This is a genomic window from Sporosarcina siberiensis, assembly GCF_042681925.1.
Classification (GTDB): domain Bacteria; phylum Bacillota; class Bacilli; order Bacillales_A; family Planococcaceae; genus Sporosarcina; species Sporosarcina siberiensis.
In genome coordinates this window covers 14,994-29,762 of the sequence record NZ_JBHUGI010000037.1, presented here as the reverse complement: position 1 = coordinate 29,762, position 14,769 = coordinate 14,994, and the positions used below count along the sequence as shown (strand labels likewise).

Annotated in this window: 14 protein-coding genes; 3 read left to right on the top strand and 11 right to left on the bottom strand. The window is 38.8% G+C overall.

Annotated elements, in window-relative coordinates:
* Positions 1 to 236: 236 nt before the first annotated feature.
* Positions 237 to 1,181, top strand: a complete 945-nt coding sequence (locus tag ACFSFY_RS16520) for an urea transporter (RefSeq protein WP_381539982.1) — start codon at positions 237 to 239, stop codon at positions 1,179 to 1,181.
* Between the two features lie 152 nt (positions 1,182 to 1,333).
* A complete protein-coding gene (locus ACFSFY_RS16515; protein ID WP_381539980.1) occupies positions 1,334 to 1,807 on the top strand; it encodes an immunoglobulin-like domain-containing protein in 474 nt (157 codons plus the stop codon).
* 77 nt (positions 1,808 to 1,884) lie between these two features.
* On the opposite strand, the gene ACFSFY_RS16510 is transcribed toward ACFSFY_RS16515, so the two are convergent.
* From ACFSFY_RS16510 to ACFSFY_RS16485, 6 genes are all read right to left on the bottom strand, one after another.
* Entirely contained in the window at positions 1,885 to 2,343 is a 459-nt protein-coding gene (locus tag ACFSFY_RS16510) for an acyl-CoA thioesterase (protein WP_381540384.1), read from the bottom strand.
* 140 nt (positions 2,344 to 2,483) lie between these two features.
* Positions 2,484 to 3,503: an ABC transporter ATP-binding protein gene (locus tag ACFSFY_RS16505; protein ID WP_381539978.1), complete on the bottom strand. Its 1,020-nt coding sequence runs from the start codon at positions 3,501 to 3,503 to the stop codon at positions 2,484 to 2,486.
* On the bottom strand, positions 3,500 to 4,522 hold the full coding sequence (locus ACFSFY_RS16500; RefSeq protein ID WP_381539976.1) for an ABC transporter ATP-binding protein: 1,023 nt from the start codon (positions 4,520 to 4,522) through the stop codon (positions 3,500 to 3,502). The genes ACFSFY_RS16505 and ACFSFY_RS16500 overlap by 4 nt, the downstream gene beginning before the upstream one ends.
* A 12-nt stretch (positions 4,523 to 4,534) precedes the next feature.
* Positions 4,535 to 5,560: an oligopeptide ABC transporter permease gene (opp3C, locus tag ACFSFY_RS16495; RefSeq protein ID WP_381539975.1), complete on the bottom strand. Its 1,026-nt coding sequence runs from the start codon at positions 5,558 to 5,560 to the stop codon at positions 4,535 to 4,537.
* Positions 5,557 to 6,489, bottom strand: coding sequence for an ABC transporter permease (locus ACFSFY_RS16490; protein WP_381539973.1), 933 nt, complete (start codon positions 6,487 to 6,489; stop codon positions 5,557 to 5,559). Before ACFSFY_RS16490 ends, opp3C begins: the two co-directional genes overlap by 4 nt.
* A gap of 207 nt (positions 6,490 to 6,696) precedes the next feature.
* Complete coding sequence (locus ACFSFY_RS16485) at positions 6,697 to 8,385, bottom strand: peptide ABC transporter substrate-binding protein (protein ID WP_381539971.1); 1,689 nt, start codon at positions 8,383 to 8,385, stop codon at positions 6,697 to 6,699.
* A gap of 140 nt (positions 8,386 to 8,525) precedes the next feature.
* Between ACFSFY_RS16485 and ACFSFY_RS16480 the strand changes: the two genes are divergently transcribed.
* Positions 8,526 to 8,900, top strand: a complete 375-nt coding sequence (locus ACFSFY_RS16480; protein WP_381539969.1) for a DUF3899 domain-containing protein — start codon at positions 8,526 to 8,528, stop codon at positions 8,898 to 8,900.
* On the opposite strand, the gene ACFSFY_RS16475 is transcribed toward ACFSFY_RS16480, so the two are convergent.
* From ACFSFY_RS16475 to opp4B, 5 genes are all read right to left on the bottom strand, one after another.
* Complete coding sequence (locus ACFSFY_RS16475) at positions 8,885 to 9,811, bottom strand: dipeptidase (protein WP_381539967.1); 927 nt, start codon at positions 9,809 to 9,811, stop codon at positions 8,885 to 8,887. The genes ACFSFY_RS16480 and ACFSFY_RS16475 overlap by 16 nt on opposite strands.
* A 47-nt stretch (positions 9,812 to 9,858) precedes the next feature.
* Complete coding sequence (locus ACFSFY_RS16470; protein ID WP_381539965.1) at positions 9,859 to 10,782, bottom strand: S66 peptidase family protein; 924 nt, start codon at positions 10,780 to 10,782, stop codon at positions 9,859 to 9,861.
* Between the two features lie 165 nt (positions 10,783 to 10,947).
* Positions 10,948 to 12,801: an oligopeptide ABC transporter substrate-binding protein gene (opp4A, locus tag ACFSFY_RS16465; RefSeq protein ID WP_381539963.1), complete on the bottom strand. Its 1,854-nt coding sequence runs from the start codon at positions 12,799 to 12,801 to the stop codon at positions 10,948 to 10,950.
* A 35-nt stretch (positions 12,802 to 12,836) separates the two neighbouring features.
* Positions 12,837 to 13,751 (bottom strand): ABC transporter permease, encoded by a 915-nt coding sequence (locus tag ACFSFY_RS16460; protein ID WP_381539961.1) that lies wholly within the window; start codon positions 13,749 to 13,751, stop codon positions 12,837 to 12,839.
* 32 nt (positions 13,752 to 13,783) lie between these two features.
* Positions 13,784 to 14,752 (bottom strand): oligopeptide ABC transporter permease, encoded by a 969-nt coding sequence (gene opp4B / locus ACFSFY_RS16455; protein ID WP_381539959.1) that lies wholly within the window; start codon positions 14,750 to 14,752, stop codon positions 13,784 to 13,786.
* Positions 14,753 to 14,769: the final 17 nt, after the last annotated feature.

The window sequence follows — 14,769 nt, the reverse complement described above, 5'->3', positions numbered from 1 at the left end:
ATTTGAATTTCATTCAATAAAACCTCAAAAATACACACATAATGCTTGTCTATTTTCGAACAAAATATACTGTAATTGTACTTCTAATATACGGATAATTCACGATTACTCAATTCATTAGATGAGATATGGAAGGGTTTTTATTTTAGCGAAATGGGGGATAATAATACTTAGGCTTGTCCACTTAAAGTACATTTGTATTTACATTCAATATAGAGCACTAAAAGGAGCTTATAATGCGAAAAGATGGACACGACACATTCATATACGGATCACTAATCCCTCTACTATCCGCTTCATTAAAAGGCATTTCTCAAGTCTTCTTAATTGAAAAAAACATCACTGGTTTCATTATCCTAATAGCAATTACTGTTTCGTCATATTCTTTAGGGATTATTACTTTGCTCTCCGCGATCATTGGTACTTTAGTTGGGAAATTTGGGGGTGCGGATGAAAGACTCGTCAACAAAGGATTAATGGGTTATAACTCTGTTCTAACAGGAATGGCGTTGCATCTTTTTTTAAGTGGTCCGTATATGTGGGTAGTGGCTTTAGTCGGATCTGCACTAGCTGCTATCATTACTGCAGCTCTGATGCAATTCATGGGGGAAATAGGTATTCCAATTCTTTCGTTTCCTTATATCATCCTTACTTGGTCAATTCTACTAGCTACATATAAATTAGATACCATTAAGCTCAGCCCGTCTTTAACACCACAAAACTTGTTAAACTGGGAGTTTAATACTGGAGGAAAAATTCATTTTATCGACTATATTTTTAATGGCATTGGACAAATATATTTCTTGGCAAATGCGCCAGCCGGCATATTAATCTTTATCGCTGTTTTTTGGGCAGGGAAAAAACTCGGAATATATGCAGCCATTGGAAACGTAGTTGCCTTTCTAACCGCATATATTTTAGGTGGAGAACACACATTAATCATGTTGGGGTTATATGGTTATAATGCGATACTGACAATCGTTGCAGTATCCGTCGTATTTACAAATGAAAACAGTCGGATTACACCACTTATAGGAATTCTAGCAGCAGTTCTTTCCGTCCCAATCACCGCGAGTGTAAGTATTTTGCTTTTGCCTTATGGACTTCCCGCACTTACGATGCCTTTCGTCCTCTCGACATGGCTCATTTTAGGAGCAAGAAAAGTTTTGCCTCGATTATAATCCTATTTAATGCAAAAGATTAGGAAAGTCCACAATCTAATGATTGTGGACTTTTTCTGTAACAGGAAGATTCCGTAGTAAATTTCTTAAATCATGATCTAGATCAAGGTGATAATCCGCTTGAAGTTTATCCTAAAGGTAGAGGTGATGAAATGAAGACATTACTAATTTCCGCATGTATCCTACTCCTTGTCGGCTGTGGAAAAGAGGCTCAGGTTTCGACATTGCCCGATCCTACCCCCGACCAGAAATTAAACGAAAATGAATCGGGATTGTCTCTTACGCTTATCGAAAACACATTTACAAAATCACCAATCACTATTGAAACACATATACGAAATGATAGTTCAATTGACTATCAATATGGCCAGTTTTATCATATCGAAGTTAAAATGGACGGTCTTTGGTACTTAATCACCTATTCAGATGCTGTCTTCATTAAAAACAAAGAGTTTATTGACACGGGGAATACTTTAAGGCCCGGTGAAGAAGTACAGCAACTATTTTCGGTTGATATGCTCGGCGTCACATTAGTTCCGGGAGAATACAGACTGGCGAAAACCTTTTTATCACTAGGGGATCGGTTCCATGAAATCACGGTGGCTGCATCGTTTTGGGTGAAATAACGGACATAAGAAAAGACCCGTACTGTATTACAGTCGGGTCTTTTCACATTACGTAACTACTCTTCAAGCTTCTTCTGTTAGTGTTTCATTTCACTGCGCTGTTTTCGGTGTTCACGGCGCGCTGGCCCTGTTTCGAATAAGCTTATTTCATTTTCTGTTTCTGGAAAAATCCCTGGAACTGGTGTTGGTTTAAAGTTTTCATCCATCGCTACCATTGTTAAAAAGGATTCGGTCGTCAACTTAATTTCGCGTGTTAATAAGTTCATTGAATGAACCGAAACGAATACTTCTATTGAAGTACGACCTGTTGAACTAACGACAGCTTCAAGTTCTAGGACATCCCCTACCCGCGCGGAGTTTAAGAAGTCAACTGAGTCAATTGATGCAGTAACTACAGCAGTATTCGAATGTTTCATTGCGGTAATTGCCGCAATTTCATCTATGTAAGCAAGTACATGTCCACCAAAAATTGTTTGTAAATGATTAATATCAGCCGGTAACACGAGTTTTGTTTGAATCGTCCGCGATGCACTCATTGGTTTGCTTTCTATCACTGAATCTCTCTCCTCTATGTATATACAGTTTCGTTCGGTTGAATACTGTTTCCTTATTAGTAGTATACACTCAATATGATCATTCTATCTTGTCGAAGGATAAAAAAAAGCCACTCTAAAAATCAGAGTGACTCATTGTGTATGGGAACTGCATCTTCTCGGGACATGACCTCTTTATCATTTAGATGACATGCCGCAAAGTGATTCGGCTCCACTTCGACAAATTCGGGTTCAAGCAAAGCGCAAACACCCATTGCTTTTGGACATCTCGTTCGGAAACGGCATCCGCTTGGAATATCAATTGGGCTTGGAACGTCGCCTTTTAGCAAAATTTGTTTTCTTGACCGTTCCAAGTTCGGATCGGGAATCGGGATCGCGGATAGCAATGCCTCCGAATACGGATGAAGTGGATTTTTGTAAAGTGTCTCACTTTCCGCTATTTCAACAATTTTACCTAAATACATAACCGCAATTCGATCGCTTATGTACTTTACCATCGATAAATCATGTGCAATAAACAAGTAAGTTAACCCTTTTTCTTTTTGCAAAGTTTTCAACAAATTGACTACTTGAGCTTGGATTGAAACATCCAGTGCCGCAATTGGTTCATCTGCAACAATGAATTTAGGGTCTACTGCTAGCGCACGAGCAATCCCAATACGCTGTCTTTGTCCACCACTAAACTCATGCGGATAACGTTGTGAATGGGATTTGTTTAGACCGACAAGTTCCAACAAGTCATTTACTTTAGCTTCTTTATCTGCCAAAGACGTATTCAATCCATGAATGAGTAGACCTTCTGAAATAATTTCCATAACCGTCATCCGAGGATTAAGGGACGAGTATGGGTCTTGGAAAATCATTTGCATGTTTCTCTTTTTTTGTTTTTGCTTTTCTTTACTATATTTAGCATGAACAGGCTCGTTTTCAAAGATTATTTCTCCGCCAGTTGGGCGATAAATTTGGGTGATTGTTCTTCCGACTGTTGATTTCCCACAACCGGATTCACCAACGAGACCAAGTGTTTCACCTTTTTTTATAGTGAAACTAATTCCGTCAACTGCTTTTAACGTACTGTGCTTGTCTAATTTAAAATGTTTTTTTAAATCTTTAACGACTAGTAAGTCTTCATTTTCATTCATCTCGCTGCACTCCCAACTATTTCCGGCGCATGATCCGATGGTGTACGGGAATCTTGCAACCAGCATGATACAGAATGACTATCACTTAACTGGGTTGTTTCTGGATGGTGATCGTGACAGACAGCCATTGTGTACGGACATCTTGCAGCAAAAGGACATCCCGTCCCGAGTGTAGCCAAATCTGGCGGGGAACCTGGGATAGGTATTAGCGGCTCAGATTTACTTGCATTCACATTAGGCATTGAGCGCAAGAGTCCAAGTGTGTATGGATGTTGAGTCTCATAAAAGATTTCATCCAATGTTCCGTACTCCACGATTTCACCTGCATACATTACCGCGACTGTATCTGCCATATTCGCAACCACGCCCAGATCATGTGTGATGAGAACAATTGCCGTATCCATTTTTTCTTGCAAATCTTTCATTAAATCTAATATTTGAGCTTGTATCGTTACATCAAGTGCAGTTGTAGGCTCGTCTGCAATGAGTACCTTCGGATTACAGGCAAGTGCCATCGCAATGACCACGCGCTGCCTCATGCCTCCAGAGAACTGATGTGGGTATGCTTCCAGACGACTTTTTGCATTCGGGATGCCGACGAGCTCCAACATTTCCAGCGCTCTTTGTTTTGCTTGTTTTTTCGATAACGTTTGATGCTTTGTAAGACCCTCCATTATTTGCTTCCCGATTTTCATCGTAGGATTCAAAGACGTCATTGGATCCTGGAAAACCATTGAAATTTCTGAACCTCTTACTTTTTGCATGTCTTTTAACGGCAAACTAAGTAAATCACGATTCTCATACTTTATATTTCCTTCTGGAATAATTGTGTTTTGTTTAGGCAACAAACGCATGATTGACTTAGCCGTTACTGATTTACCAGAACCCGACTCGCCAACAATAGCAATTGTATTTCCCTTCTTCACCGAAAAGTTGACCCCTCTTACTGCGGTAATAGCTCCATTTCGGGTCTTAAATGAAACGTGCAAATTATTTACTTCTAAGATGTTTTCTTTCAATTTTGACCCTCCCTACCTTCTCATTTTTGGATCTAGGGCATCACGGAGTCCATCTGCAAGCAAGTTAAATGAAATCATCGTTAAACTGATGACAAGTGCTGGATAAATGAGCTTGTATGAAAAGTAACGCATAGATTTATATCCATCTTCAATTAATACACCTAATGATGCAAGCGGTGCTTGTAAACCTAAACCGATGAAGCTCAGAAACGCTTCGAAGAAAATTGCAGTCGGTATTGTAAACATGACCGTTACAATAATAGGCCCCATTACGTTCGGCAATAAATGCTTACCAATCAATCTTGAACTTGAAGCACCAAGTGTTCTTGATGCAAGTACAAATTCCTGACCTTTTAACTGTAAGATTTGTCCACGAACAACACGGGCCATCCCGACCCATCCTGTAATAACCATCGCTAAAATAATAGAGGTGACTCCAGGTTCTAGAATTAGAATAAATAGAATGATAACAATCAAGTTGGGGATACCCATTAGTACTTCGATAACCCTTTGCATGTAATTATCAACTCTTCCTCCATAAAACGAGGATATACCACCGTAAATGACTCCAATTACAAGATCCAGAGCCGCTGCAACAAGGGCGATGAACAACGAAATTTGCGTACCTTTCCAAACACGTGTCCATAAATCTCGTCCAAATTCATCGGTACCAAACCAGTAATTTTCTTCAATATTACGATCCGCATAAACGTCTTTACCTCTAGCGTCCAACCCGTTCATACCTAACCATCCAAGACCATCTACTTTTGCTGGAAGGTTTGAGTGCAACAAGTTTTGACTGCGATACGTATGTTCATTCATCATAGGACCTATAATTGCCATAACAACTATCAATACTAAAACACCGATTGAAATTACAGCACCTTTATTTTTAAATAGGCGTTCTCTCGCTTCTTTCCAAAACGAAACGGAAGGTGTACCAATTTCCTCACTAACTTCATTGTCAAGTGGAGCGGGTCTGAACAAGTCATCCGCAGGTTCTTTAATAAGTGGTGTTTTCCCTGTATTGATACTCATGCCTCTCCACCCTCTTTATAATTAATGCGGGGATCAAGAAGACCGTATAATATATCCACAACGAAAACAACGAATATAAACAGTGCACTATAGAAAAGAGTAATCCCCATTATCACACTATAATCCAATACAAGTATCGATAGCGTAAACTGTTCCCCAAGACCCGGAACGCCAAATATCTTCTCGATAACAAGCGTACCTGTCATAATTGACACCGCCAACGGGCCAAGCATCGTCACAACCGGTATAAGAGCATTTCGAGTGACGTGCTTCACAATAACCGTTGTTTCTCCTAAACCCTTTGCACGTGCGGTTGTAACATAGTCCTGTCCAAGTACTTCAAGCATTTCACTACGAATAAAACGCGCCACTGTAGCAATGACAGTAACTGACAAAGCAAAAGAAGGAAGAATTGAACTCGAATAACTTTCCCATAGTCCTACTGGTAGCCATCCCAATTTAACTCCAACATAATATTGTAAAAGTGCTGCAAATACGAAAGAAGGAATAGACATTCCAAGTACGGCAATTGTAACAGCTACATAATCAAGTATTGAATTATGACGTAAAGCCGAAATAATGCCAAGTAAAAGACCTACAATGGAGCCAAAGATTAATGCTTGGAGACCTATAAACGCAGAAGGTCCTACCCGATCACCAATCATGCTCATAACCGTACGTCCCTCGTATTGAAAGGACAAGCCAAGATCTCCTTGAAGCAAGTTACCTATATATTTAAAGTACTGTATTGCTACAGGCTGATCCAATCCATATTTCGCATTCAGAATAACCAATTGTTTTTCAGATAACTTTTCTGGATTTGAAAAGGGAGTACCTGGAATTAGTTCCATAAGGAAAAAGGTTGCACTCACAATGATAAATAGAGTGACAATCATAAACCCTAGTCTTTTAAGTATGTACCGTTTCATATTGATGCTCCGATCTTTTTAAGACGTCCAAATCTAAAAAATGCATTCTATAACCTAGTTTCAGTTTGTGATACTTGCGAACCCGATTAACTGTAGCTACGAGGTTCATAGTGGGCCAAAATCATAATGAAAACAAAAAGAAAAGCGGGGGTGCACCAGCTTGGACACCCCCGTTTTTCTGCTGCATCACATTAAGGAATTAAATTATTACTCTTCGATATACGTCCATTTGTACGAGAATTCCGCACCTGATGGATGTTTAACTAATCCTTTAACTTTATCTTGAATAAGGATTGCTGTTCCTGTTTGGTAAAGTGGAGCAATCGCAGCATCTTCTTCTAACAAGATTTTCTCAATATTTAACAATGTTTCAAAACGTTTGCTTAAATCTGTATCAACATAAGCGTCAGCAACCAAGTCATTCAATTTCGCATTGTCATAACCCATACGGTTTGCTGATCCATCTTTTAACCACATATCCAAGTAAGTCATTGGGTCACTATAGTCAGGTCCCCAAGATGATAATGAAAGGTCATAAGTGATTCCCTTTTCGATTTCAAGACGTTGCGCAAATGGCACGGCCTTAATATCAAGCTTGAATCCAGGAAGATTATCTTCAAGTTGTGCTTGTAAGAATTCTGCAACTTTTTTATGTGATTCAGAATCAGCGATGTTAATAGATACTGTAACTTCTGTTTCACCTAGTTCTGCTAAAGTTTTTTCCCATAGTGCTTTTGCTTCTTCAGGTGTACCTTTATTTATATCACCATTCAGCTCACGGTAATCTTCTCCATCAGGTGATTGGTAATACCCTCCTGCAACAACTCCGTATAATGGTGAAGAACCGTCTTTCAAAATAACATCTGTCAATCCATCACGATCGATTGCCATATTTACAGCTCTACGAATTTCCGGATTCCCAAGTACAGGGTGTCCGTGATTAAAACGTAAGAAAACAATGTTTGATTCTTTTTCAATTTTAAAGTCTGGATTGTCTGCGTACTGATCAACTAAAGCTGATGTAAGTACTGTACGATCTAACTTATCAGTCTCATAAAGATTTGCGCCCGTCGAAGGCTCTTTAACAACATATACTTCAATTTCATCTAGTTTTACATTGTCCGCATCCCAGTAGTCTGCGTTCTTTTCCATTGTCCAACCTTGCTCATGTGTCCATTTAGTAAGTACAAACGGACCGTTCGCTAAAACGTTTTCCGCTTCAAGAGCGTATTGATCTCCCTGTTCTTCAACAAACTTTTGGTTTTGTGGAAGGAATGTCGGGAATGCTAATAATGTTTTAAATAGTGGGTTTGGACCTTCAAGTGTAACTTCAAGTGTATAATCACCTGTAGCTTTAATACCAAGCTCGTCCGCATCCATTTCTTCATCCATAATTGCTTCTGAATTTTTGATACCAGCTGTTGCGAGCATATAGTTATACGCTCCGGCATCTTTCATAACGCGTTTCCAAGCATATTCAAAATCTGCTGCAGTAACAGGATCTCCGTTACTCCAAGTAGTTTCTTTTAATGTGAATGTATGAACCGTTCCATCCTCGTTCTCTTCATGCTTTTCAGCAAGAGCTAGGATAGATTCGTTATTTTCGTCTTGACGGTAAAGTCCTTCGTTCGTGTTATTTAAAACGTTAAACGCAACTCCGTCATGTGCTTTTGTTGAGTCCATAGTTGGAATCTCAGCAGAAGCGCTTACTCTTAGAACTTGACCAGCTGATTCTTCTGCTTTATCTTCGCCTTTGTCTTCAGTTTTATCAGTACCAGTAGATTCTTCTTTTTTATCTTCGTCCTCTTTTTTATCGGATGAACTAAAGTTACAACCCGACAAAATTACTGTAAAAATAGCTAAAAAGATTAAGCCTAACCATGTTTTATTCTTCATTTTCAACATCGACCCCTTGTAATATATATTGTATTTATTATAATTGTAAATGCTTACATTCAAAATTGCAACACAAATTATTATAATGAGAAAATGATTTTTCACCAATCTAGTATTCCAAAAAGGAGTTGCATAGTATTATGCGAAAAGTTTTACTTATTACCCTGCTTATGGCTCCACCTGTACTGTTTATGACCTTTATGTATTCTTTCAAAGGGAACATAATCCCTTTATTAGATATGTTGTTTTATATAGGTCTACTCTTGTCGATAACTAGTGGAATACTATTTATTTTACAAGAACAATTTTTCAATGCTTTTATTTCTAACTCAAAACATTTCTTTTCAAAGATAAGTAAGCAAAAACAATTAATCGAACAAATTGAAGGCAAGAAAGAGCATAGAACAACTTATAAAAAACATTACCCATACTTAAAGTACATTTTAGTACTGGGGGTTTTTTACTGCTCTTTCAGCCTAATTGCATCTATTGCAGTCGTTTACTTAGGACGGTGATCTAGAAAGTTCTGATAAGCAAACCCTTTTACTTCATCTTCATTGTAATATTTCAAAAGCTCATCTAGTAAGTTTTGTTGCTTCGATGCATCTTCTAAACCAATAATTTTCGCATCAATTCCGTCAAAGTCCGAACCTAAACCGATGTGTTTGACACCGCCTAGCGAACAGAAATGGTCAATATGTTTAATCAAGTCAGAAATAGTGACATCGCCTTCTGGTGTCACAAATCGTGTGCTGTAAACCATATGGATTTGTGCATCTTTTTCAAACAATGCAAGTGCTTGCTCATCGGATAAGTTCCGTCGGTGATTGCAAATCACTTGCGCATTTGAGTGACTGGCAATTGGGTAATACGATTCTTCCATAACATCCCAAAAGGCTTTTTCACTTAAGTGTGAAACATCTGTCAGTAGTTTATGGCGGTTATTGAATTCTACAATCTCTCTCCCGAAAGCTGTAAGACCCCCTCCACGTTCTTCACCGACACCATCTGCAGCCAAATTGGCGTTATTCCAAGTCAAACCAATTGATCGAACTCCCAATTGATATAGAATAGATAGCTTTTGTAGATCGTTTCCAATTGCGTCAACACCTTCAAGCGTCAGCATTGCCCCAATTTCACCTTCTTTTAATTCATCGAAATCGGTCCATTCTTTTATTTGTTTCATATTCGGGTTGTTTCCAAGTACGTCTGTGTAGAAATAATGTATTTGGTCTAATGCGCATTGAAATTTCTGTTCTGATTTCATTTCGGGATAGACAAATATAGCAAACGCCTGGACTTTTACTTGCCCTTTTTGAAGTCTTTCGAAGTTTGTATCCAGTTCTAGAGAGTCTTTAAACTTTAATTTCCCCTTTGATTCATAAAGCTTTAGTAGAGCATCGCAGTGTAAGTCGATGATTTGCATACGTCTATTTCTCCTCTCTAGCGTTTATATCGCAAGTAAATGATTCCTTATTCAACGCCTGGTAAAATGGTAAGTGTTTTTTCAGTGGCGTTTAGTTGAGCTCCCACTCCAAGAGGTATAGCAAAATGCGGTTGGCAATGACCGATTTTAAATCCTTTTACAGCAGGTTTATTTGTTTCTCCTATATAGTGATCAATGACTTCATCAGCCGTCAATGAGAACTTAGGGTTTTTCGCTTCTGCATTTGAAAAGTCCCCAATAACAAACCCAACAGCATCACTTAACTTACCCGCTAATTTTAAATGATTCAACATCCCATCCAAGCGATAAGGACCCTCTCCCACATCTTCTAATAGAAGAAGCTTTCCTTTTGTATCAATTTCATACTTTGTTCCAATACCACTCGCCAATAGCGATAAATTACCGCCTACTAGCTCCCCAGTGGCATTGCCTTCACCCAATATCGTAAGTGGTGAGATTTCTTCCGAGTAATGCAGCTCCATTGGTTCAAAGAGTTGTTGGAACATCTTCCTTGATAAATCATCAAATGAATCTCTTCCAATATCTGACGACAACATCGGTCCGTGAAAAGTAACCAGATTAGAAAAATTCCCAAATGCCGTATGTAAATAGGTGATGTCGCTGTAACCCCAAAAGACTTTCGGGTTTTCCATCATTAGTTGAAAGTCGATTTGTTGCGCGAATCTTGCCGAACCATATCCACCACCAGCGCAGATAATTCCTTTTACTTCATCGTCTTCAAACATTGTATGTAGATCTTCTAATCGTTCTTTATCGGTTCCAGCAAGATGTCCATTTCTTTTTTCTACATGCTTACCCATTTTATACTTTAAGCCCAGTTCCTCCAAAAACAGAAGTGCTCGCTCCAAGTTTTCAAGTTTTGGAGGACTTGCAGGTGCAATAATTCCAATCGTATCTCCTAGATTTAATCTTTTTGGTCTAATTCGCAATTACTATTTCCTCCTCTTGTTTGTAGTGTGTAATTTGCAATCACACATGCTCCTAATCTTATCAAACTCCACTGAACCGTTCAATAACTGACGCTTTAAAGAATGTTTACTCAATAAGAAAAAGCCGCCACCCGGTTTCCCGAATGACGACTTCTGCTTCACCAATTATTTAACTGGATCCGCTTGGCTTACTCCCCATTTCCATGGGTATTTGTTATCTAAGTTTGCTGCATCAATTGTATAGTTTACAAGACGCTTGTTCACACCAAACAACTCGTAACGGTAAACAGTTGGAGCAACTGGAACTTCTTCAACCATTAGTTCTTGCCATTCGTTGTAGATTCCTTTACGGTAATCTGCATCAAATGCATCTTCTGAAGTACCAGCAGCTAATAACTCACTGTTCTTTTCACTTACAAAACGAGTGTAGTTATAAGACGCTGTATCACCGTATAGTCCTTCTGGATCTGGATCTGTACCAGTACCCCAAGCACCTTGATAGATGTCGATACCTGGCTCATCTGTTTCAATTAAATCATAAAACGCGTTGAATTCGTGTAGACGTCCTTCATATAACTGAACTTTAATACCAACGTCTTCCCAGTTTTGGATATACCAGTTAGCAATTGGCTCAGCTACGTCGCCACCCTCCATTGAAGCGAAGTTAAGAACAACAGGTTCTCCTTCAGCATTTTCACGGATTCCGTCGCCGTCAACATCAACCCAACCAGCTTCGTCAAGAAGTGCTTTAGCTTTTTCTGGATCGTATGGACGTCCAGGGTTATCAGCATCATGGAAGCTGTCAAACACAGGGATAATCAAAGTTGTAGCCGGGAAACGAAGACCGTGATACATTTTCTCACCGATTACTTCGTTATCCATTGCATGCCACATTGCTTGACGAACACGCTTGTCAGCAAGTAAAGCATTTGGATCCATTACGTTAACCTTTTTCTCTGCATCCCATTTACCAAGTTTAAACCCGATATATGTGTAAGCAGTATCAACTTGACCAAGTAACTCAATATTTTGAACTTCTTTTAAAACATTATATTGATCAACTGGAACGCTTGCAAGGTCAATTTCACCTTTTTCAAGTGCACCAACAACAGAACCTGGAGCAACTACTTTAAGAACAACAGATTTAAGACCAGGCTTTCCTCTCCAGTACTCATCATATCTTTCATAAAGAACTGATTCGCCTGGAACAATTTTTGAAACTTTGTATGGACCAAAACCAATTGGCTCAGTACGGATTGTATTTGAAGCAAGAATATCATCAATTGTTACATCACCAGTAGTTACATCTCCAACATAATGTCTTGGAACTGGAGCAGACCAAATTCCTGACATTACTGAAGGTGTTGCTACATCATAAGTGATTGAAATTGTTTTCTCATCTTCAGAAACTACGATACCAGAAATCGTATCTGCAGTACCATCGTGATAAGCAGGCATTCCTTCAACGTTGGAAATCGTGAATGTATAACGGTTTCCAGTGTAATCAGGGTGACCTAAAAGCTCATAAGCATATAGAAGATCTGATGCTTTTACAGGCTCTCCATCATGCCAATTCACACCATCTTTAATACTTAATGTGATTGTTTTATTGTCTTCAGAAAGTTCGAAAGATGCTGCACCATCACTAGTAATTAGATAGTCACCATCTACAGCTAATAAATCTTCATCAAAGAACTGCATTACTTCTGCATCTGGAGCACCAGAGTAGAATACTTTATTAAGTGTTCCTTCAAATGGATCTGATGAAACAAGTGCATAAATCATTTCTCCATCTTCAATTGCAGCTTCAGAGTTAGTTGTATCCAACGGGAAATCTACGCCTACTGCTTCTTCTTCCGCTGGTTCCTCTTCTTCCTCTTCTACCTCAGTATCTTTGTCTTTATCGTCTGTCTTTGCTGGTTCTTTCTCATCTACTTTTTCTTTGCCCGTACAAGCTGCTAAGAATAAGCTTAGAATAAGCATGAGACTTGCAAGCAGCATAAGTTGCTTCTTTGCCAATTATATTACCTCCCCTTTTTTGTGTGACTAACCAATTAGGCTAATCGTTGTCTTGCGTCGGACGCACGTTTAATCGCTTGACCGACAAAATTTATACACAACATCATTACTAAAATGAGCAATGATGCAGGTAACCATACCCACAACTTATTTTGGATCACATCAGGAGTCCTAGCATAACTGATCAATGTCCCGAGCGATGGTGTGCTTTCAGGCAAACCAAACCCTAGAAATGTCAGGCCAGTTTCGATTCCAATGTTATTTGCCAAAGTAAGTGTCATATTGACAATGACGAGAGAACTTAAATTCGGAAAAACTTCAAAAACCATGATTTTCCAGTTCGGAGTTCCCAACGTCTTTGAAGCATTGACATAGTCAAGCTCCTTTTCAGATAAAGCTTTCGAACGAATGAGTCGTGCTTTACCAAACCATAGTAACACACTCATTATTGCAATAAAGGACCATACATTAAACTTAGGTACAATCGCAACAAAAACAATAATCATCATTAATGTTGGAAGAACCATTAAAAAGTCTAGAATACGCATGATCACAAAGTCAACTTTCCCACCGAAATAACCAGAAATTAACCCTATTGTCAAACCAAGAAATCCTGCAATAAGTGTAATGACTACACCAATTGTAATTGAATTTCGGGCTCCAATCATAAGCTGACCAAAAATGTCTCTCCCACCTTTATCCGTACCGAGCCAATGCTCTGCGGATGGTGGTAAATATATTTTATGAAAGTCGATCTTTGTTACAACTTTAACATCTAAGAAAAACGGTGAAATATAAGCAGCAAGTAAAATGACGATGAATACAACAAGTGCACCGAGGGCCATTTTATCATTCTTTATTTCTCGCCATATTGTTTTTCCAAAAGATTGATTGTTCGCTTTTGCTTCAGCAATTAACACGTTTTTATCTGTTACAACATCTGCTTTCATTTGATTACCCTCCTAATCGCTCAATTTTTCTATCAATCAATTCGAATACGTGGATCAACGATGCCCAATATAATATCTGATAACATCGTTCCAACAATTACGGCCGCTCCAGAGATCATGACAAGTGCGGCTACAACAGTAAAGTCACGTCCACCAATTGAAGTAATGAATAATTGACCGAGTCCTGGGTAAGCAAATATTGTTTCTATAAATACTGAACCAGCAATAAGCATTGTAATTTCATACCCTAGAAATGCTGCTATTGGCAATAAAGAGTTCCTTAAAATATGTCTTGTATAAACTCTTCCTTCAGGAACCCCTTTAGCACGTGCAGTTTTAACAAAGTCTTTAAGTTTTGTATCAATAATATCGTTTCTCAAATATTGAATCGTTCCGGCAGTACCAAGTATCGCTCCTGACAATGTCGGTAAGACAAGGTGCTTGGCTTTACTAACAAAATAATCCCAACTACCAACGTCGTATCTAATATCAACACTATTTCCAAATGGGAACCAACCCAAATGAAAACTAAAGAAGAACAACATAAGAAGTGCGAAAATGAAAATCGGTGTTGCTATTGAAAAATAATTATATCCAACAATCAGTTTATCGAACCAAGAATCTGTCCATCTACCCGCTATGATGCCCAGCGGTATCGCAATTAAATAACTCACAATTAGCGTACAAAAGGCTAAGAGTACTGTATTTCCTAGTTTACCCGCAAGCAGTTGTGTCACCGGCTGATTATGAACGTAAGACTTGCCCATATCTCCTTTAACAAACTTTTGAATCCAAGCTCCATATTGCTCGTACCACGGATCGTTTAAACCATACTTTTCCCGGATTTCTTCCATCCGTTCTGGCGTTACATCCGGATTCCCCATAAAGGCACCCGTAACCGCATCGCCCGGCATTGCTTTTGCGAGCACAAAGATAACGAGACTAAGGAGAAGGAGTTGCGGGATCATGATTAGTATTCTTCTTAGTATAAATATTAACATTCTCTCATAGTCCCCCT

Bases quoted from the DNA above. Each gene is read 5' to 3' on its own strand.
- opp4B (WP_381539959.1), bottom strand. From the start codon at position 14,752: ATGTTAATATTTATACTAAGAAGAATACTAATCATGATCCCGCAACTC.
- ACFSFY_RS16475 (WP_381539967.1), bottom strand. From the start codon at position 9,811: ATGCAAATCATCGACTTACACTGCGATGCTCTACTAAAGCTTTATGAA.
- ACFSFY_RS16480 (WP_381539969.1), top strand. From the start codon at position 8,526: ATGCGAAAAGTTTTACTTATTACCCTGCTTATGGCTCCACCTGTACTG.
- ACFSFY_RS16515 (WP_381539980.1), top strand. From the start codon at position 1,334: ATGAAGACATTACTAATTTCCGCATGTATCCTACTCCTTGTCGGCTGT.
- ACFSFY_RS16520 (WP_381539982.1), top strand. From the start codon at position 237: ATGCGAAAAGATGGACACGACACATTCATATACGGATCACTAATCCCT.
- ACFSFY_RS16490 (WP_381539973.1), bottom strand. From the start codon at position 6,489: ATGAAACGGTACATACTTAAAAGACTAGGGTTTATGATTGTCACTCTA.
- ACFSFY_RS16485 (WP_381539971.1), bottom strand. From the start codon at position 8,385: ATGAAGAATAAAACATGGTTAGGCTTAATCTTTTTAGCTATTTTTACA.
- ACFSFY_RS16510 (WP_381540384.1), bottom strand. From the start codon at position 2,343: ATGAGTGCATCGCGGACGATTCAAACAAAACTCGTGTTACCGGCTGAT.
- ACFSFY_RS16505 (WP_381539978.1), bottom strand. From the start codon at position 3,503: ATGAATGAAAATGAAGACTTACTAGTCGTTAAAGATTTAAAAAAACAT.
- opp3C (WP_381539975.1), bottom strand. From the start codon at position 5,560: ATGAGTATCAATACAGGGAAAACACCACTTATTAAAGAACCTGCGGAT.
- ACFSFY_RS16460 (WP_381539961.1), bottom strand. From the start codon at position 13,751: ATGAAAGCAGATGTTGTAACAGATAAAAACGTGTTAATTGCTGAAGCA.